The sequence below is a fragment of the Nitrosomonas communis genome (assembly GCF_001007935.1).
GTDB classification, from domain to species: Bacteria; Pseudomonadota; Gammaproteobacteria; order Burkholderiales; family Nitrosomonadaceae; genus Nitrosomonas; species Nitrosomonas communis.
Genome location: NZ_CP011451.1, coordinates 277,839 through 299,192, shown reverse-complemented (window position 1 = coordinate 299,192; position 21,354 = coordinate 277,839). Strand labels below are relative to the sequence as shown.

At 42.4% G+C, this 21,354-nt stretch carries 13 protein-coding genes; all 13 read left to right on the top strand.

Going from position 1 to position 21,354, the window contains the following annotated elements; translation table 11 throughout:
• The first annotated feature begins 2 nt into the window (after positions 1-2).
• Entirely contained in the window at positions 3-4,076 is a 4,074-nt protein-coding gene (rpoB, locus tag AAW31_RS01295) for a DNA-directed RNA polymerase subunit beta (RefSeq protein WP_046848855.1), read from the top strand.
• A 52-nt stretch (positions 4,077-4,128) separates the two neighbouring features.
• Complete coding sequence (rpoC, locus tag AAW31_RS01290) at positions 4,129-8,391, top strand: DNA-directed RNA polymerase subunit beta' (protein ID WP_046848854.1); 4,263 nt, start codon at positions 4,129-4,131, stop codon at positions 8,389-8,391.
• Between the two features lie 744 nt (positions 8,392-9,135).
• Positions 9,136-10,848 (top strand): multiheme c-type cytochrome, encoded by a 1,713-nt coding sequence (locus AAW31_RS01285; protein ID WP_046851043.1) that lies wholly within the window; start codon positions 9,136-9,138, stop codon positions 10,846-10,848.
• Complete coding sequence (haoB, locus tag AAW31_RS01280) at positions 10,845-11,873, top strand: hydroxylamine oxidation protein HaoB (protein ID WP_046848852.1); 1,029 nt, start codon at positions 10,845-10,847, stop codon at positions 11,871-11,873. Before AAW31_RS01285 ends, haoB begins: the two co-directional genes overlap by 4 nt.
• Before the next feature lie 120 nt (positions 11,874-11,993).
• Positions 11,994-12,710, top strand: coding sequence for a cytochrome c-550 CycA (cycA, locus tag AAW31_RS01275; protein ID WP_046848851.1), 717 nt, complete (start codon positions 11,994-11,996; stop codon positions 12,708-12,710).
• A 24-nt stretch (positions 12,711-12,734) separates the two neighbouring features.
• Entirely contained in the window at positions 12,735-13,403 is a 669-nt protein-coding gene (locus AAW31_RS01270; RefSeq protein ID WP_046848850.1) for a NapC/NirT family cytochrome c, read from the top strand.
• A gap of 292 nt (positions 13,404-13,695) precedes the next feature.
• Positions 13,696-15,606, top strand: coding sequence for a threonine--tRNA ligase (thrS, locus tag AAW31_RS01265; RefSeq protein WP_046848849.1), 1,911 nt, complete (start codon positions 13,696-13,698; stop codon positions 15,604-15,606).
• 24 nt (positions 15,607-15,630) lie between these two features.
• Complete coding sequence (gene infC, locus AAW31_RS01260; protein ID WP_082110304.1) at positions 15,631-16,176, top strand: translation initiation factor IF-3; 546 nt, start codon at positions 15,631-15,633, stop codon at positions 16,174-16,176.
• Positions 16,177-16,369: 193 nt separating this feature from the next.
• On the top strand, positions 16,370-16,567 hold the full coding sequence (gene rpmI, locus AAW31_RS01255) for a 50S ribosomal protein L35 (RefSeq protein ID WP_046848847.1): 198 nt from the start codon (positions 16,370-16,372) through the stop codon (positions 16,565-16,567).
• A gap of 11 nt (positions 16,568-16,578) precedes the next feature.
• Positions 16,579-16,938: a 50S ribosomal protein L20 gene (gene rplT / locus AAW31_RS01250; protein WP_046848846.1), complete on the top strand. Its 360-nt coding sequence runs from the start codon at positions 16,579-16,581 to the stop codon at positions 16,936-16,938.
• Between the two features lie 87 nt (positions 16,939-17,025).
• Positions 17,026-18,045 carry a phenylalanine--tRNA ligase subunit alpha gene (pheS, locus tag AAW31_RS01245; RefSeq protein ID WP_046848845.1) on the top strand — a complete coding sequence of 340 codons (1,020 nt, stop codon included), beginning with the start codon at positions 17,026-17,028 and terminating at the stop codon, positions 18,043-18,045.
• Positions 18,046-18,089: 44 nt separating this feature from the next.
• Positions 18,090-20,468, top strand: coding sequence for a phenylalanine--tRNA ligase subunit beta (gene pheT / locus AAW31_RS01240; protein WP_046848844.1), 2,379 nt, complete (start codon positions 18,090-18,092; stop codon positions 20,466-20,468).
• Between the two features lie 244 nt (positions 20,469-20,712).
• Positions 20,713-21,021, top strand: coding sequence for an integration host factor subunit alpha (locus AAW31_RS01235; RefSeq protein ID WP_046848843.1), 309 nt, complete (start codon positions 20,713-20,715; stop codon positions 21,019-21,021).
• Positions 21,022-21,354: the final 333 nt, after the last annotated feature.

Here is a 21,354-nt window from a genome sequence, read left to right as displayed (position 1 = left end):
TGATGAACTATTCGTTCACTGAGAAAAAACGCATTCGAAAAAGTTTTGCTAAACGTGCCAGCGTCTTACCAATCCCTTTTCTTCTCGCCACTCAACTTGAATCATACGCAGCTTTTTTGCAAGAGAAAGTAGCGCCTAATAAGCGTACTAATCAAGGGTTGCAGGCAGCGTTTAATTCAATTTTTCCAATTGAGAGTCATTCGAAAAATGCTCGCATTGATTTTATTAGCTATTCTCTTGGGACACCTGTATTTGATGTTAAGGAATGCCAGCAACGAGGCTTGACTTATGCATCTCCTTTACGCGCCAGAGTACGCTTGACGCTTTTAGATAAAGAAATTTCTAAACCGACAGTAAAAGAAGTTAAGGAGCAAGAAGTATACATGGGAGAGATCCCGCTCATGACAGACACTGGCTCATTTATTATTAATGGAACGGAGCGAGTAATTGTTTCTCAGCTGCACCGTTCTCCGGGTGTGTTTTTCGAGCATGATCGTGGAAAAACGCATTCGTCAGGTAAGCTGCTTTTTTCTGCACGGATTATTCCTTATCGAGGCTCATGGCTTGATTTCGAGTTTGATCCCAAAGATTATGTCTATTTTCGCATTGACCGCCGCCGCAAAATGCCGGTGACAACTTTATTAAAAGCAATGGGCTGTACGCCGGAACAAATTCTCGCTGATTTCTTTGTATTTGATCATTTTTATTTTTCTAAAAATGAAATTTTATTTGATTTAGTGCCTGAACGTTTGCGGGGTGAAGTAGCAAGTTTTGATATTACTGATGATAAAGGTAAAGTAATTGCTCAAAAAGATAAACGTATAACAGCAAAACATGTTCGAGAATTATTGCAAACTGGTATAAAACAGATCGCGATTCCAGAAGAGTTTTTGATTGGAAAAATCCTGGCACTAAATATTATAGATAAGGAAACCGGTGAAATTATAGCGCTGGCTAACGACGAAATTACAGAAGCTATACTTGAGAAAATAAGACGAGCTGGAATTGAGCAAATTAGTACGCTGTATGTGAATGATCTTAATTACGGTTCTTTTATTTCGCAGACATTGAGAATAGATGAAACCATTGATCAGACTGCAGCTCAAGTGGCAATTTATCGGATGATGCGTCCTGGCGAACCTCCTACTGAGGAAGCTGTTACTGCTTTGTTTAACGGATTATTCTATTCACCCGAGCGCTATGATTTGTCAGTAGTGGGGCGCATGAAGTTCAATCGCCGTGTTGGGCGCTCAGAGCTGACAGGTTCTTCTACCTTATCTAATTCTGATATTATCGATGTGATCAAAATATTGGTGGAGTTACGCAATGGTCGTGGAGAGATAGATGATATTGATCATTTGGGGAATCGTCGTGTTCGTTCAGTTGGAGAATTAGCTGAGAATCAGTTCCGAGCTGGATTGGCGCGAGTGGAAAGGGCGGTTAAAGAACGGCTTAGTCAGGCAGAATCAGAGAATCTTATGCCTCATGATTTAATCAATGCTAAACCGGTATCGGCTGCAGCGCGTGAATTTTTTGGCTCTAGTCAATTATCCCAATTTATGGATCAAACGAACCCTTTATCAGAGATTACGCATAAAAGACGTATTTCTGCATTGGGGCCAGGTGGTTTAACACGTGAACGAGCAGGTTTTGAAGTACGCGATGTCCATCCAACTCACTATGGACGTGTCTGTCCTATTGAGACGCCGGAAGGGCCCAATATCGGTCTGATTAATTCGCTGGCACTTTATGCACAAACTAATGAATATGGATTTATTGAAACACCCTATAGAAAAGTAATAGATGGGAAAGTAACTGACGAGATCGTTTATCTTTCTGCTATTGAAGAAAGTCAATATATGATTGCTCAAGCGAATGCAAGGCTTGATTCAGAAGGAAAGTTTGTAGATGAAATCGTTTCATGTCGTCAAAAGAATGAATTCACATTGGCGCCTAAAGATCAAATCGAGTATGTAGATGTTGCGCCAGCTCAGATTGTTTCCGTTGCCGCTTCGTTGATTCCTTTTTTAGAGCATGATGATGCCAACCGTGCTTTGATGGGTTCTAATATGCAGCGACAAGCTGTTCCTTGTTTACGTGCGGAGAAACCATTTGTTGGGACTGGAATAGAACGGGTTGTGGCAGTTCATTCTGGTACCGCTGTGAGAGCAGTGCGTGGAGGAGTCGTGGATTATGTAGATGCAAGCCGTATCGTAGTGCGCGTGCATGATATTGAAACACGTCCAGGAGAGGTGGGTGTAGATATTTATAATTTGATTAAATATACCCGTTCAAATCAGAATACCAATATTAATCAACGCCCATTAGTGAAAGTAGGTGATATTCTGGCGCGCGACGATGTCATCGCCGATGGTGCATCGACTGACTTGGGCGAACTTGCATTAGGGCAAAATATGTTGGTGGCTTTTATGCCATGGAATGGATATAACTTTGAGGATTCCATTCTTATCTCTGAGCATGTCGTATCTGATGCTCGTTTTACCTCCATTCACATTGAGGAATTATCAATAGTAAGTCGTGATACTAAGCTGGGTACAGAAGAAATTACTGCTGATATTCCCAATTTATCTGAGCGTCAACTCGCACGCCTGGATGAATCCGGGATTGTTTATATCGGTGCTGAAGTTGAAGCAGGTGATGTATTGGTGGGTAAAGTTACTCCGAAAGGTGAAACGCAATTAACCCCAGAGGAGAAGTTATTACGAGCCATTTTTGGTGAAAAAGCTTCTGATGTTAAAGATACTTCTTTGCGCGTACCTTCCGGGATATCCGGTACCGTGATTGATGTGCAAGTATTTACCCGAGAGGGGGTAGAACGCGACAAGCGTTCTAAGAAAATTATCGATGATGAATTGGCTCGCTATAAAAAAGATCTGGCTGACCAGATGCGCATAGTGGAAACAGATGCATTTATGCGCATAGAGCGTTTACTTATCGGCAAAACAGCAACCGGTGGTCCTAAGAAGCTTGCTAAAGGGACGTTAATCACGAAAGAATATCTGAAAAGTATTGATCCACACTATTGGTTTGATATCCGCTTGGCTGATGAAGATACCAGCATACAGTTAGAGCAGATAAAAGACAGCACGGCACAAATGCAGAAAATGTTTGATAGTGCTCTTGAGGAAAAAAGAAAAAAACTTACACAAGGGGATGAATTGCCACCAGGTGTCCAGAAAATGGTCAAAGTTTATGTTGCCGTTAAAAGGCGTCTACAGCCTGGAGATAAAATGGCGGGCCGTCATGGAAATAAAGGTGTCATTTCAAGAATTGTGCCTGTAGAAGATATGCCTTATATGGCCGATGGTACTCCTGTTGATATCGTATTGAATCCTTTAGGCGTGCCATCGCGTATGAATGTAGGACAGATATTGGAAGTTCATTTAGGATGGGCGTCAAAAGGAATGGGTAAGAAAATTAATGAGATGTTGCGTGAGCAGAGAGAAATTACCGAGCTCAGAGCGCTTCTCGATAAAATCTATAACAGCAGCGGTAAGAGAGAAGAAATTAATTCATTAAATGACGAAGAAATATTAGAGCTCGCAAAAAATTTAGTTGATGGCGTACCCTTTGCGACGCCTGTTTTTGATGGTGCAACAGAAACTGAAATAAAGGATATGCTTGAATTAGCTGGTTTGCCCCGATCAGGGCAGATAACTCTTTATGATGGTAGAACAGGTGCTGCTTTCGATCGACCTGTTACCGTAGGTTATATGCATGTGCTTAAGCTTCACCATCTAGTGGATGACAAAATGCATGCTCGTTCTACGGGTCCCTATAGCTTAGTGACGCAACAACCGCTTGGCGGCAAAGCTCAATTTGGCGGCCAACGTTTTGGTGAAATGGAGGTATGGGCGCTAGAAGCATACGGAGCTGCCTATACCTTGCAGGAAATGTTGACCGTTAAGTCAGATGATGTGAATGGACGTACCAAGGTATATGAAAGTATTGTCAAGGGAGATCACAAAATAGATGCGGGAATGCCGGAATCATTTAATGTATTGGTGAAAGAAATTCGATCGCTGGGGTTGGATGTTGATTTGGAACAACATTGAAACCTTAGTTGAAGATATTTTATGCCGACCGATAGATTATTAGGAGTGACAAATGAAAGCGTTGCTTGATTTATTTAAACAAGTTACTCAGAAAGAAGAGTTTGATTCAATTAAAATTGGTCTTTCCTCTCCAGAAAAAATACGTTCTTGGTCATACGGTGAAGTAAAAAAACCTGAAACGATAAACTATCGTACCTTTAAACCAGAAAGGGATGGGTTATTCTGTGCCAAGATTTTTGGTCCAGTAAAAGACTACGAATGTCTGTGTGGAAAATATAAACGCTTAAAACATCGTGGCGTGATTTGTGAAAAATGTGGCGTAGAGGTGACCTTATCTAAGGTTCGGCGCGAGCGTATGGGGCATATTGAATTAGCCTCTCCCGTAGCGCATATCTGGTTTCTGAAGTCATTACCTTCCCGTTTGGGACTGGTATTAGACATGACATTACGAGACATTGAGCGTGTGCTCTATTTTGAAGCTTATGTAGTAACTGATCCAGGCATGACCCCCCTTGTTGACTGTCAGTTGCTGACTGAAGACGATTATCTCAATAAAACGGAAGAATATGGAGATGATTTTTCTGCAGGGATTGGTGCAGAAGGTATACGAGATCTGTTGAATAAATTGGATATTGTTGCAGAAATTGATTCTCTCCGTCGCGAAATGCAGAGTACAGGGTCTGAAACTAAGCTAAAAAAAATAGCTAAACGTTTAAAAGTACTGGAAGCATTTAATAGATCAGGTATAAAACCAGAATGGATGGTGTTAACGGTACTGCCAGTACTGCCACCAGAACTGAGGCCGCTTGTGCCATTAGATGGAGGGCGTTTCGCAACCTCTGATTTAAATGACTTATACCGTCGTGTTATTAACCGGAATAATCGACTAAAACGTCTGCTCGAACTTCGAGCGCCGGAAATTATCGTGCGTAATGAAAAACGTATGTTACAAGAGTCAGTCGATTCACTTCTTGATAATGGGCGTCGTGGCAAGGCAATGACAGGAGCCAATAAACGGCCATTAAAGTCTCTCGCCGATATGATTAAAGGCAAGGGAGGACGTTTCCGCCAGAATCTACTGGGTAAGCGCGTCGACTATTCTGGGCGATCAGTCATTGTGGTGGGTCCTCAGCTTAAGTTACATCAATGTGGCTTACCGAAAAAAATGGCGCTTGAGCTATTTAAGCCGTTTATTTTCAATAAGTTAGAATCTATGGGTATTGCCAGCACTATTAAGGCAGCCAAGCGAGAAGTGGAAAATGAGAGTCCAGTCGTGTGGGATATTCTGGAAGAGGTTATCCGAGAGCATCCGGTAATGTTAAACCGAGCGCCAACACTTCATCGATTGGGTATTCAGGCGTTTGAGCCGGTGTTAATTGAAGGCAAAGCAATTCAGCTACATCCTCTTGTTTGTGCAGCTTTTAATGCGGACTTTGATGGAGACCAGATGGCCGTACATGTTCCATTATCTCTTGAGGCGCAAATGGAATGCCGTACCTTGATGATGTCAACTAATAATATTTTGTCTCCTGCTAACGGCGATCCTATCATCGTACCTTCACAAGACATCGTGCTCGGGTTGTATTATATGACTCGGGAAAAGGTTAATGCGCGCGGTGAGGGTATGTTTTTTCCGGATGTTGCGGAGGTATCACGCGCGTATGAAAATCACGTTGTTGAGCTTAATGCCAAAGTGGTAGTAAGAATAAAGGAAGTTGAAAAGAGGAAGGAAGAAGGAGAACAAGTAGAACAAGTAGAAAAAATTACACGCTATGAAACAACTGTAGGTCGCGCGTTATTATCGGAAATCTTGCCAGATGGACTTCCTTTTTCTGTGATCAATAAGGTACTCAAGAAAAAGGAAATTTCAAAGCTGATCAATACATGCTTTCGTTTATGCGGTTTACGTGAAACAGTTATTTTCGCAGATAAACTCATGTATTCAGGTTTTTCCTATGCAACGCGAGGTGGTATCTCTATTTGTGCGGATGATTTGCTTACACCTGTTCAAAAAAATGACATCATAAAAATTGCGGAGAAGGAAGTACAGGAAATAGCGGCTCAATATACTTCAGGTTTAGTGACCCAGGGCGAGCGCTATAACAAAGTAGTGGATATTTGGGGACGTGCCGGTGATCAGGTTGCTAAAGCGATGATGGATCAATTAAGTGTAGAACCGGTATATGATCCCTTAGCAGGAATGGTAAAACAAGATGAAAATGGCAAACCGATAATGCAGGAATCATTTAATTCAATTTACATGATGGCCGATTCAGGTGCGCGCGGCTCGGCAGCTCAGATTCGGCAACTTTCGGGCATGCGTGGATTAATGGCTAAGCCTGATGGTTCTATCATTGAGACACCTATTACAGCAAATTTCCGTGAAGGGCTGAATGTACTGCAATATTTTATTTCTACTCATGGCGCACGTAAAGGACTTGCTGATACAGCTTTGAAAACGGCTAATTCTGGCTATCTTACTCGTCGTTTGGTGGATGTTACTCAGGATTTAGTGATTACTGAAGAGGATTGCGGCACAGATAATGGTGTTGTAGTGAAAGCGCTGATTGAAGGTGGTGAGGTTATTGAGGCGTTACGTGAGCGCATACTCGGCCGAGTAACTTCGCAAGACATCGTTAATCCAGAAAACCAGGAGATTATTTATCCTGCAGGCATTTTACTTGATGAAGAGACTGTTGAAAAAATTGAATTATATGGAATTGATGAGGTTAAAGTACGTACCCCGCTTACGTGTGCAACTCGGTACGGGTTATGTGTCAAGTGTTATGGACGCGATTTAGGCCGAGGGACCGCAGTAGATGTTGGTGAGGCAGTTGGTGTGATTGCTGCACAATCTATTGGCGAACCTGGGACACAATTGACCATGCGAACATTCCATATCGGGGGCGCTGCTTCAAGAACAGTAGTGGTGAGTCAGGTTGAGAGTAAATCAAATGGCGTGATTCATTATTCTCCTACGATGCGATATGTAAAAAATGCTCGCGGTGAATTGATAGTCATCTCTCGCAGTGGAGAAGTGGTTGTTTATGACGAAAATGGACGTGAGCGAGAACGCCATAAAGTACCTTATGGTGCAACATTACTCGTGCATGATGGTGAAGTAGTAAAAGTGGGCAAAGTATTAACAACATGGGATCCCCATACACGTCCTATTATCGCAGAATATAGTGGCAAGGTACGTTTTGAAAATGTTGAAGAAGGTGTGACAGTAGCAAAACAAATTGATGATATAACAGGTTTATCTACACTTGTTGTCATAGATCCCAAGCGTCGTAGCGCTACACAAACTAAGGGATTGCGTCCATTGGTTAAATTTTTGGATGAAGAAGAAAAAGAAATTAAAATTGTGGGTAGTGATTTGCCAGTTAGTATCACATTCCAAATTGGCTCCATTATTTCTGTACGGGATGGACAGCAAGTAAGTGTTGGAGAGGTATTAGCTCGTATTCCGCAGGAAACTTCAAAAACCCGTGATATTACGGGTGGCTTGCCGCGTGTGGCTGAATTATTTGAAGCCAGATCGCCTAAAGATGCAGGTTTATTAGCGGAAGTTACTGGTACAGTATCTTTTGGTAAAGATACTAAAGGAAAGCAACGCCTCGTCATCACTGATCTTGATAATATTGCACATGAATATCTAATTCCAAAAGATAAGCATGTTATGGCGCATGATGGCCAAGTTGTAAATAAAGGTGAGACGATTGTTGATGGTCCTGCTGATCCACAAGATATATTACGTCTTCAGGGGGTAGAGGCATTAGCCCGGTATATTACTGATGAGGTACAAGATGTTTACCGTTTACAGGGCGTAAGGATAAATGATAAGCATATTGAAGTGATTGTTCGCCAAATGTTGCGTCGTGTACAAATTATTGATGCAGCAGATTCATCTTTCATTCCTGGCGAACAAGTTGAGCGAGCTGATGTGCTAGCAGAAAATGAGAAACTGCTTGCTGAAAATAAAACTCCTGCAACATATGAATACATGTTACTAGGCATTACTAAAGCATCGCTCTCAACAGATTCATTTATCTCTGCTGCTTCTTTTCAAGAGACAACCCGTGTTCTTACAGAAGCAGCAATCATGGGAAAAAGAGATGATCTGCGCGGATTAAAAGAAAATGTTATTGTAGGAAGATTAATTCCTGCAGGAACAGGGTTATCGTTTCATAATATCCGTAAAAAGCAAAGACAGCAATCAATGGCTAATATAAACAGTCATTTACCTCAAAAAGTTGCGGAAGAAACAGATAGTGAATCTATAACTGCTAATAATGACGTCTCTTTCAAATAGCATTTGAACTAAAAATCGCGGTCGGTAAGTAAAGGGTGCCAAGTACGAGGAAAGTACTATCAAGCTGCAGAGAATATCCTTTGCAACGAAGAGCAGCATTGTATTCGTACCTGGAGCGATATATGAGGCATTTTGTAATAGTTTCACTCTTCTGGTGAATAAGAAAATTTCAAGAATGCCTCTATATATCATATAGTTATTTTTCAACCAAATGGACGGCTACTGTTTTAGGTTTAAGCAGAGATATGGATTTTCATGTGCATTCAGCTAGGAATCAGACGATTTTAGTTAGGTATTACACACTACCCAATTAAAGACACCTCTAGAAATCGATATTTCGTCACAATATAGCGTTGTTCATAAAAATATTTCCTCATAGATCCATCGTATGCTGCATTAAAATTTTTGTTTTCGCTTTGTCTTGTTTAAAGCTCTGAATTTTTAGAGGTACCCTTAATTCGTTAGCTTAATCTAATCCATAGCTTAACCATGAAATCTTGATTAATAAAAAATACTGATCATATCTTCCAACCATAAAATTCATCTTAATATTACGTAAGAAGAATAATTCATATTTCAAAATCCTTGACACAGATATGGTCAAAGAAGTAGGCTTGGGAGTTACAAGTAAAGAAAAAGAAGTATGGGTTAGTATTGACTTTATGCTCAAGCTATCGGAAGAAATGGATAGGCATTTTTAGATGGGCATGAATGGATAACAACATAAGAAAGAAGGAGAGAGGAATGGATGCCAGAAAATGGCTGAAAGGGCTAGCGATAGCCTGTGGAGTAATGATGGCGGGAGCAGTGCATGCGAACCTGTCGACCGTGCCGGATGAGACATACAAGGCACTGAATCTGGATCGTAGCAAGGCAACGCCGAAGGAGACCTACGACGCGCTGGTCAAGCGCTACAAGGATCCTGCTCAGGGAGCAGGACGTGGCACGATGGCTGAATACTGGGAGCCGATTCCCTATAGCATGTATTTGGACCCGACCACCTTTTACAAATCCCCTTCATCGGTCAAGGAAGTCGTCACGCGTCAAGAATGCGTCGAATGTCACTCCGACGAATCACCGGTCTGGGTACAAGCCTGGAAACGCAGCACCCATGCTAACCTGGACGAAGTACGTAAACTGAAACCGGAAGATGCAAAATATTACAAAAAGGAAAAGCTGGAGGAAGTCGAAAATAACCTGCGTTCTCTCGGTAAACTGGGTGCCAAGGAGAATCTGAAGGAAGTAGGCTGTATCGACTGCCACGTCGAAATAAACACCAAGAAGAAAGCGGATCACACCAAAGACATCCGCATGCCGACCGCTGACGCCTGCGGCACCTGTCACCTGCGCGAATTTGCCGAGCGTGAATCGGAACGCGACACCATGATTTTCCCGAATGGACAATGGCCGGAAGGACGCCCCTCGCATGCACTGGACTGGAAAGCCAACATCGAAACCACCGTCTGGGCTGCTATGCCGCAGCGCGAAGTGGCTGAAGGCTGCTCCATGTGCCACTACAACCAGAACAAATGTGACGGCTGTCATACCCGGCATGAATTTTCTGCGGCAGAATCCCGTAAACCGGAAGCCTGCGCCACCTGCCACAGCGGGGTAGACCACAACAACTGGGAAGCCTACTCCATGTCCAAACACGGCAAAGTCACCGCCATGATGGGCGACAAATGGAACTGGGACGTGCCCTTGAAAGACGCCTTTGAAAAAGGCGGCCAAAGCGCCCCCACCTGTGCCAGCTGCCACATGGAATATGAAGGCGAATACGCGCACAACATGGTACGAAAAGTACGCTGGGCCAACTATCCGTTTGTACCCGGTGTGGCTGAAAACATCACCAGCGAATGGTCAGAAAAACGACTCGACTCCTGGGCAGCCACCTGTAGTCAATGTCACTCCGAGCGTTTTGCGCGCACCTACCTGGAACTCATGGACAAAGGCACGCTCGAAGGCCTGGCCAAATATCAGGAAGCCCATGACATCGTCAAGAAGCTCTACGATGAAGGCCTGCTGACCGGACAAAAAACCAACCGTCCGGCCCCGCCTGCTCCTGACAAACCGGGCTTTGGCCAATTCACCCAGCTGTTCTGGTCAAAAGGCAACAACCCGGCCTCGATGGAACTCAAAGTACTCGAAATGGCTGAGAACGACCTTGCTAAAATGCACGTAGGCTTTGCCCACGTCAACCCCGGTGGCTGGACCTATACGGAAGGATGGGGTCCAATGAATCGCGCCTATGTCGAAATTCAGGACGAACACACCCGACTGCGCGAAATGCTCACCCTGCAGGAACGCGTCAACAAACTGGAAGGAAGCAAAACCAGTCTGCTTGACCTGAACAGCAACAGTGAAAAAATCTCACTGGGCGGACTCGGCGGTGGCCTGCTGCTGGCTGGCACGCTCGCGCTGATCGGCTGGCGTAAACGTAAGCAAAACAAAGCTTGAGTACTGCCAATGACAAACAGCGCCCCCCCGGGGGGCGCTGGCAAGACAAGCTCCTCCCGTTACTAGGCATCACGCTCGTAACGGGAGGTTTCATTTTACTTAGCTGGTTTGCTTATCTCTGGCTGACACCGCAGACAGCCCCCTATCACTACCAGCTGATCGCAGAAGGGGAAGCGAACCAATTTCCGGAACTCGAACTGGAAGCCTGGCCGACGCTCAAGGTCAGCAAATATGAAATACACATAGCAGAAAAAGACCAGCCCATTGCGCTGGCCTATTTCGGGCAAAAGGAAAAAGAAGGGCCGGTACTGCTCAACTGGGAAAATCAAACGGGAGAACCGCTGCTTGCCCTGGAGCGCAAACCCTCGGAGCTGAGCGCATTAGCCAGCGCCATCGGCAAATACGTCTCGCCGGACGCCCTTATCCTGGCCTGGTGGGATACCTCGCGTCAAATACACCTGCTGTCCGAACGCAACACCCTGTTTAACGCACACTTAAATGAACCGCTCATCATTCCGGCGCGCTGGCAGCAGCATGCCGACACCATCCGTACCTATGAAAGCGACCTTTCACACAGTGTGCCCACCGCACAAGAACGAGACCAGTTCCAGCGCTTTACTGAAGCCCTGCTGCAACCGCCCGAAGCAGGCGCAGCCAAACTGCGTGACCTGATTGGCCCCAACCAGGAAGCCTACCTCGTGATCCATGTCTCTGACTTATACAAATTAGGACTGCTGCACCCGGACAAATTTGGCGTTGCCTACAAAAACTTCATGCTGACCGGCAATATCCATGGGCTGATCAACCACATGAAAGTCGAGATGAAAGAACATGATTACAACACCTATACCCTGCAATCCCTGTCTGATCGCGACATCCGGGCATTCTTTCTTGCCGACGAGCCCAGCACGCAGACCCTCATGGCGCGTCTGCTGCCTTTTACTGAGAAAGAGCCGCCACTGAACCTCCAGGCGGTGCAACTCGTTTATCAACAAGGGGGATACTGGGTATACAAGCTGCCATGAAGCGAGCCGCCAACCAATACCCCTGATCGCATCAAAACCATTTACACAATCCGATGATCGCGTACAATTGAGGCTTAGCCGGATGATAATCAAGACCCAAATTAAAAGAGAGGAGAGAACATGAAGTACATTACAGCCTATGCCGTTGCTATCGCAGCCATGTTTGCATTCATGACAGGCGCTGCTATCGCCGCCTCAGACGCCCCATTTGAAGGTCGCACCAAATGCAGCAACTGTCACAAATCGCAAGCCAAATCCTGGAAAGACACCGCCCATGCCAAAGCGATGGAATCGCTCAAGCCCAATACCAAAAAGGAAGCCAAAGTCAAAGCCAAGCTGGATCCTGAGAAAGACTATACCCAGGACAAAGACTGCGTCGGCTGTCATGTCGACGGATTTGGCAAAACAGGCGGCTATAGCATTGATGCCCCGAAAAAACCGCTGACAGGAGTAGGCTGTGAATCCTGTCATGGACCGGGCAAAAATTACCGTGGCGATCACCGCAAGGCCGGGCAAGCTTTTGAGAAATCAAACAAGACCACGCCGCGTAAAACCCTGGCAGACAAAGGACAAGACTTTGCGTTTGAAGAAAGCTGCAATGCCTGTCACCTGAACTATGAAGGTTCGCCCTGGAAAGATGCGAAACCGCCTTACACCCCCTTTACTCCGGACGTGGATCCGAAATACGCCTTTGACTTTGATAAAATGGTCAAAGATGTGAAAGCCATGCACGAGCACTTCAAACTCGATGGTGTGTTTGTGGGTGAACCTAAATTCAAGTATCACGATGAATTCCAGGCCAGTGCTAAAGAAGGTGAAAAAGGAAAAGAAGAGTAAAACTGTAAAAAAAGGAAAAGAATAATGACCGCACTACAAAAAGGATCAATTGGCAGCTTGCTGATTGGCGGGTTGCTGGGAATAGTATTGGTAGCCGTCGTATTCGGAGGGGAAGCAGCGCTTTCCACAGAAGAATTCTGTACGAGCTGCCACTCGATGAGTTATCCGCAAAAAGAATTGAAGCAGTCCTCACACTATGGCGCATTAGGCGTTAATCCCGGCTGCAAGGATTGTCATATTCCGCAAGGCTTTGAGAACTTCCATCTGGCAGTGGCCACCCATATTGTGGATGGTGCGCGTGAGCTCTACCTTGAACTGGTTAATGATTATTCCACATTGGAAAAATTCAATGAGCGTCGACTCATCATGGCGCATGATGCGCGTATGAACCTCAAAAAGTGGGATAGCATCACCTGCAGAACCTGTCATAAAGATCCGCAACCACCTGGCGAAAGCGCTCAGGCCGAGCACAAGAAAATGGAAACTGAGGGAGCCACCTGTATCGATTGCCATCAGAACCTGGTCCATGAAGAAGCTCCGATGACGGATTTAAATGCGAGCCTAGCTGCTGGCAAGATGGTGTTGAAGCCGGAAGAAGACGAGGAGGCTGAGGATGAAGATGACGAAGAAGAGGGAAATAGTGAAGAAGCTGAAGAAAATGCTTCCGAAGAAGGCTCCGATGATGATGTTTAATTAAGTCTGATCCCGGAGAGGTTAAAAGTTTAGCTCCTTTTGTTTCTAGTGAAACCCGCGTTGAGATGAGAGCTGCGCGGGTTTCTTTATTTAATTCCATTGCTAAATCAAAACTGATTTTGTCGGCTTCACCTTGCCGTATTATGGATGCTGTCTGCGGCTCGCTTTCGCGTCATTTTTGATTTGGAAATAGAATAAGTCATAAAAAAATAGAGCGAATGGTTTAAGTAGTTATTACTTTACTCAGAGTAAAAATACATTACTTGAATTACTTAACTAGAGGGAAAAATTAGTGACTGTTATACGCTTGCCAGATGGTTCAGAAAGGGTATTTAATCGTCCAGTGACTGTATTAGAAGTTGCAGAATCGATAGGTACAGGTCTTGCTCGCTCAGCATTAGCAGGAAAAGTTAATGATAAATTGGTTGATTTGTCTTATCTTATCGAAACCGATAGCAATCTAGCTGTTATTACTGAGAAGAATACTGAAGGTTTAGAGATCATAAGGCATTCATGTGCGCATTTGTTAGCACAAGCTGTCAAGGAATTGTTTCCTGAGGCGCAGGTGACCATTGGTCCTGTTATAGAGGATGGTTTTTATTATGATTTTTCATATAAACGCCCATTTACACCAGAGGATCTCAACGAAATAGAAAAAAGAATGGTGGACATTAGCAGGCGGAACTTAAAGATTGAACGAAAGGAGTGGGATCGTTCTGCTGCCATAAATTTTTTCAAGAATCAAGGGGAGCATTATAAAGCTCAAATAATTGAATCGATTCCTGAAGAACAAACCATTTCACTTTATTCGCAAGGTGATTTTACTGATTTGTGTCGCGGACCGCATGTGCCATCCACCTCCAAGCTCAAAGTTTTCAAATTAATGAAAGTAGCGGGCGCGTATTGGAGGGGCGATTCTCATAATGAAATGCTGCAAAGGATATATGGGACAGCATGGATAAAAAAAGATGACCAGGAAGCTTATTTGCAGCGTTTAGAAGAAGCTGAAAGGCGTGATCATCGGAAACTCGGTAGACAATTAGATCTGTTTCATATGCAAGAAGAAGCGCCTGGAATGATTTTTTGGCATCCCAAAGGTTGGGCTCTCTGGCAGCAGATCGAGCAATATATGCGTCAAATACTGAACCAAAATGGCTATTTGGAGATTCGTACCCCACAGGTTCTTGAAAGACTGTTATGGGAGCGCTCGGGTCACTGGGAAAATTTCCGTGAAAATATGTTTATTACAGAAGCTGAAGAGCGATATTTTGCCATCAAGCCCATGAATTGCCCTGGACATGTGCAGATATTCAATCAGGGGCTCAGAAGTTACAGAGATTTGCCATTACGACTTGCGGAATTTGGTTCTTGCCACCGGAATGAAGCGTCTGGGGCTTTACACGGTCTCATGCGCGTTCGGGCCTTTACTCAAGATGATGCCCATATTTTTTGCGCAGAGGAGCATGTGCAGGATGAAGTGATACAGTTTATTGATTTGTTACAGTGTGTCTATAAAGATTTTGGTTTTCATGAAATATTAGTTAAACTTTCTACGCGCCCACAAAAAAGGGTGGGAACAGAAGAACAGTGGGATAAAGCAGAAATGGCGCTAAGTTCTGCATTAAATCTGAAACAGCTTGATTGGGAATTGCAACCAGGAGAAGGCGCTTTTTATGGCCCTAAAATCGAGTTTTCCTTGAAAGACAGTATTGGGCGGGTCTGGCAATGCGGCACTTTGCAATTAGATTTTTCGATGCCAAATAGACTGGGTGCAATTTATGTTTCTGAAGATAATTCGAAAAAAACTCCAGTGATGCTGCACCGTGCAATTCTAGGTTCTTTAGAGCGATTTATCGGTATTCTTATTGAAAATCATGCAGGTGCACTTCCGCTTTGGCTTTCTCCTGTTCAGGCGATCGTTCTAAATATTTCGAAGAGCCAGATAGATTATGCTCAGAGTGTAGTAAAAGAACTCAAAAATCATGGTATTCGTGCGGATTCGGACTTGAGAAATGAAAAAATAAACTATAAAATTCGGGAACATAGTTTACAGAAATTGCCTTATCAAATCATTGTGGGTGATACTGAAGTAAGGGATAATATGGTTTCTGTACGTGGGAGATCAAATATTGATTTAGGTCTGATGTCTCTACAGTCATTGATTGATCGTCTAAAATTAGAAATTTCAGAAAAGATAAATTAATAACTTCTTATATAGCTTGGAGGAATTGCCATAAGCCAGGAAAAACATGTACGTATAAATGAGGAAATTAATGCCCCGGAAGTACGGTTAATCGGTTTAGATGGAGAGCAAATTGGTGTTGTTACTCTCTCTATCGCAAATGTTTTAGCAGAAGAGAAAGGCGTGGATTTAGTTGAAATCGCACCAGGGGCTCAGCCACCAGTATGCCGTTTGATGGATTATGGGAAATATTGCTATCAAGAAAGTAAAAAGAAACATGATGCAAAGCTCAAACAAAAGCAGATCCAAATCAAAGAAATTAAATTTCGGCCAAATACTGATGAGGGTGATTACAACATCAAATTACGTAATTTGATTAATTTCCTGAATGAGGGTGATAAAGTCAAAGTTACTCTAAGATTTAGGGGTCGGGAAATGGCACACCAAGAGTTTGGTATTCGTCTTTTGGAACGAGTAAAAGATGATCTTCAGCAACATGCAGTAGTAGAACAATTTCCCAGGCTAGAGGGTAGGCAAATGGTAATGGTATTGTCACCTAAAAAGAAAGAAGTAAAAAAAGAAAAAACCTAAATCGAAGAGATTAATATAAAAGAATAAGTTTCAACAGCATTAATATTTATGTGAGCATGCTCATCATTCAAATGATGTAATCGGATTAGTAAATTAATTGGAGTATTGATAAAAATAAGTGATTACAGGTTCCAAAGTTTTCTAATGAATAGAAACACCTTGAATCATATAAATAAAATAGAGGAGTTAAGCTATGCCTAAAATGAAAACCAAGAAAAGCGCCGCTAAGCGCTTTAAAGTGCGAGCTGGTGGCACTATTAAACGATCCCAAGCATTTAAACGGCATATTCTAACCAAGAAAACGACTAAAAACAAAAGACAGTTGCGTGGAACTGCTGGTGTTCATCCAAGGGATATAGCATCTGTGCGTGCTATGTTACCTTACGCGTAAGGAGGTTTGCGATGCCAAGAGTGAAACGGGGTGTAACAGCTCATGCGCGCCATAAAAAAATACTTAAACTGGCTAAGGGATATCGAGGCCGGCGCAAAAATGTTTATAGAATAGCCAAAGAAGCGGTAATGAAAGCGGGTCAATACGCATACCGCGATCGCCGTCAACGAAAACGCCAATTTCGTGTTTTATGGATTGCTCGTATTAATGCAGCAGCACGTGAGCATGGGCTATCATATAGTAATTTTATGAATGGGATAAAAAAGGCTGGTATCGAGCTGGATAGAAAAGTGCTGGCAGATCTTGCTGTATTTGATAAAGCTGCTTTTGAGAAGATAGTAGAAAGGGCTAAAATAAACTTGGCATCATAATTTATTTGAAAATAATAAGTTAAGGGAGATCAAGGATTAATGAACTTGATCTCCCTTTTTCTTGCATGATTTTATGTATTACGTTTTATGAAAAACCTTGAAAATCTTGTAAATGAAGCAGTGATTCTTATAGATAGATCAGAGAATGCAACTGAACTCGAGCATATAAAGGTTCGCTATCTGGGGAAGGAAGGAGAACTCACTAAATTGCTTCGAGGGCTAGGAGAATTGCCACAGGCAGATCGTCCTGTTATGGGCAATCTGATTAATCAAGCTAAAAAATCATTAGATGAAGCATTAGCGCTACGCAAAAAAATTATTGAAGAAAAGGATATGATAGCGCAACTAGAAGGAGAAACATTAGATGTAACGTTGCCGGGGCGCGGATTGGGTGTAGGGGGGGCACATCCTATTTCGCGAGTATTGTTACGGATTGAGTCTCTATTTCGCTCGATTGGTTTTGCTGTTGCATCAGGCCCAGAAATTGAGACTGATTTTTATAATTTTACTGCGCTTAATATTCCACAAAACCACCCAGCTCGTGCAATGCACGATACTTTTTATGTGGACAGTATGAACTTATTGCGTACCCATACCTCGCCAGTACAAATCCGTTATATGAAAAATCATCGACCCCCTCTAAAAGCTATTGCACCAGGGCGAGTTTATCGCTGCGATTCTGATGTAACGCATACCCCCATGTTTCATCAGGTGGAAGGATTATGGGTGGACGAAAACGTGAATTTCTCAGCTTTGAAAGGCGTATTAATAGATTTTATGCAAAAATTTTTCGAGCGTGATGATTTACCGATACGCTTTCGGCCTTCGTTCTTTCCTTTCACAGAACCCTCTGCAGAAATGGACATTGGTTGTGTCATGTGTGATGGGAAAGGCTGTAGAGTATGCGGTAATACAGGTTGGTTAGAGGTGCTCGGTTGTGGCATGGTACATCCTAATGTTTTGAAGCATGGGGAGATAGATGCTGAAAAATATACCGCATTGGCCTTTGGTTTAGGAGTAGAAAGGTTAGCGATGCTACGATATGGCGTAAATGATTTGCGGCTATTTTTTGATAATGATTTGCGTTTTCTAGAGCAATTTAATTAAATAAATTTTCTCGTTAAAACCCGCCTTTTTAGTAAACTATTGTCATGAGATTTTCAGAGAATTGGCTTCGTATGCTTGTAAACCCACCCTATTCGAGTAATGAGCTAGCGCAAGTTCTAACTATGGCTGGACTAGAGGTGGAAAGTGTGGAAGCAGTAGCGCCACCTTTCGATAACGTGGTTGTGGCTGAAGTAATATCTATACAAAAGCATCCTGATGCAGATCGACTTAATGTGTGCCAAGTTGATACTGGAACAACCGACAATAAACTCATTCAAGTCGTATGCGGTGCGCCAAATGTTGAGGTTGGAGTGAAAGTACCTTGTGCCTTAATAGGCGCTCATTTGCCAGATATTGTCATCAAGCAAAGTAAATTACGTGGTGTGGAATCTTTTGGTATGTTGTGTTCAGCAAAAGAACTAAGATTAAGTGAAAAAGCAGAAGGTTTACTTTTGCTACCTAAGGATGCACCGAAAGGTATGAGTTTTAGGGAATTTTATGCATTGGATGATCAAATTTTTACGCTTAAACTTACACCTAATCGAGCAGATTGCCTTGGGATATTAGGTGTGGCGCGAGAGGTGGCAGCAATTACTGCCACAGATTTTATTCCTCCAGAAATTGAATCAGTTAAGTGCGAAATCAATAATACTCTACCAGTGTATGTAGAAAAGCCTGAGACATGCCCACTTTATTATGGAAGAGTGATGCATGAAGTATCTCTTGCTGTAGCTACGCCTCTTTGGATGACTCAACGTTTGGAACGAGGCGGAGTACGTGCGATTAATGTAGTAGTAGACATTCTTAATTATATAATGCTGGAAATGGGTCAGCCCATGCATGCATTTGATTTAGCAAAAATTAAGGATGGGCAAGCAGGAAAAATTTTTGTGCGTTATGCAAAAAAAGGTGAGCATCTAGAATTGCTAAATGGACAAAAAATTGAGCTGCAGCCAGATATGCTGGTCATTGCGGATGAGAATGAACCTTTGGCTTTAGCAGGAATTATGGGCGGGATTGAAAGTAGCGTCCAACTGGGCACAACGGATTTATTTTTGGAAAGTGCATTTTTTTCTCCCGAAGTGATAAGCGGCAAATCATTTCACCTGGGATTCAGCACAGATGCTGCACATCGGTTTGAACGAGGGGTAGATTTTGCTGTAGCTCGAGATGCCTTGGAGCGAGCTACTCATTTAATTCTGAGTATATGTGGCGGCAAAGCTGGCCCTATAACTGAGGTTAAAAATTTATTACCGAAACGTGACGTTGTTAAAGTTCGTCTGGAGCGTATAAAACAGCTGCTGGGAATTGATTTGGAAAGCGGACAAATTTCAGAAATTTTTAAACGCTTGAGATTTAATTTTTCTGTTGATGACGATGTATTTTATGTTATCCCGCCATCTTATCGTTTTGATTTAGCAATAGAAGAAGATTTTGTTGAAGAAGTCGCGCGCATCTATGGGTATGATCATATTCCTGTGAGTTTACCACGTGCAGAGATGTCAATGCTTCCAGAGTCTGAAGTAATTAACCTTTCTCCTGGCCGATTGAAACAAATTTTAATATGCCGAGATTATCAGGAGGTAATTAATTACGCATTCGTCGATGCCAATTGGGAATTAGATTTTGCGAATAATGCTGCACCAGTGGTATTGAAAAATCCTATTGCTAGTCAGATGAGTGTGATGCGTAGTAGCTTGATCGGGGGACTCATGGCTAATTTGCAATTTAATCTAAATCGTAAACAAACAAGAGTTCGAATATTTGAAGTAGGTTGCTGTTTTATAAATGATCAAGGTCATTATCAGCAAACTGAGAATATTGCTGGTCTTTGTTATGGTAATGCAGCGCCAGAGCAGTGGGGACAGCCTGCTAGAAATATAGATTTTTTTGATGTCAAGATGGATGTAGAGTCTCTATTCTGGCCGGAACAGGTCAGATTTGAAAAATTTATCCATCCAGCTTTACACCCAGGAAAATCTGCTCAACTTTACAGAAACAATGAAATTGCAGGATGGTTAGGGGAGTTGCATCCGCATTTGCAAAGAAAATATGATTTGCCCAGATCAGCAATATTATTTGAATTGCATATTGATTCTTTATCCATGAAAACGCTGCCAAAAGTTAAGAAACTTTCCAAGTTTCCCCCTGTACAACGTGATATCGCTATCGTGGTAGATAATCATATCAGTGCTCAGGAGTTGTTAGATAGTATGAATGCAGAGAAAGTCGATATTATTTCTGAAATCCACTTATTTGATATTTATAGTGGAAAAGGAATGGAAGCAGGCAAGAAGAGTTTAGCTTTTCGTATTTTATTACAAGATACAGAAAAAACCTTAGTTGACAAGGAAGTAGAGGAAGCAATTGCACAATTGCTTAACGTATTAGAATCAAAATATAATGCTAAGCTACGCAGATAATCTTATCTTAAGTAAGATTATGAAGTGTGTATCTTATTGATTTAATTATTAAAGGGCATTCTAATGTCTTCCCTGCATGGATTTTTTATTGATTTCAAAATATTTATATCCATTTCTCAAGTGTGAAAAGTCTTTGATACGATAATTTTAAAAATAAAGCACTTAAAATAAATTTTATCTATGAGTTTCATAGAATCTTATTTTTGTGTACGTGCTAAAATTTGTTCATATAGGTGGGTTAAACATGGCGTTAACAAAAGCAGAATTGACTGATCTGTTGTTTGAAAATGTAGGACTCAATAAGCGAGAAGCTAAAGAAGTAGTGGAATCTTTTTATGAGGAATTACGCTTAGCTCTTCAAAAAGGGGAAGGGGTTAAGCTTTCTGGTTTTGGTAATTTTCAATTACGTACTAAACCTCAACGTCCTGGACGTAATCCCAAAACAGGTGAAGAAATTCCTATTTCAGCACGTCGTGTTGTTACTTTTCATGCGAGCCAAAAACTTAAGTTAATGGTAGAGAAAAACTATCATGGAAAAAATGAAATTAAATAGTATTTTTTCTTCCGTACATATAAAAGATTGTTTTACAGCTTGGGGAGTAAGCAAATTATTTGGAGCTAAATCTCATAAATCTCATATTTTGCAATAGCGGGACTTTTCACAGCATTGCTCGATTAAGTGGCGCGGAAATTGATTTTATCTGTTATCCAGTATCAAGGAAGGCCTCACTTATTTGACATCTGAATGATATTATGAATCTCGATTTTACTATAAATGGCACATCACTATTTGCAGCCTATAGAAGTAAATTTTGATAGATGTGCTGAGATTTCATATTATTTAAAGGTAGAATGTTACTTATTAGATAGAGTGCAGCAATCAAGA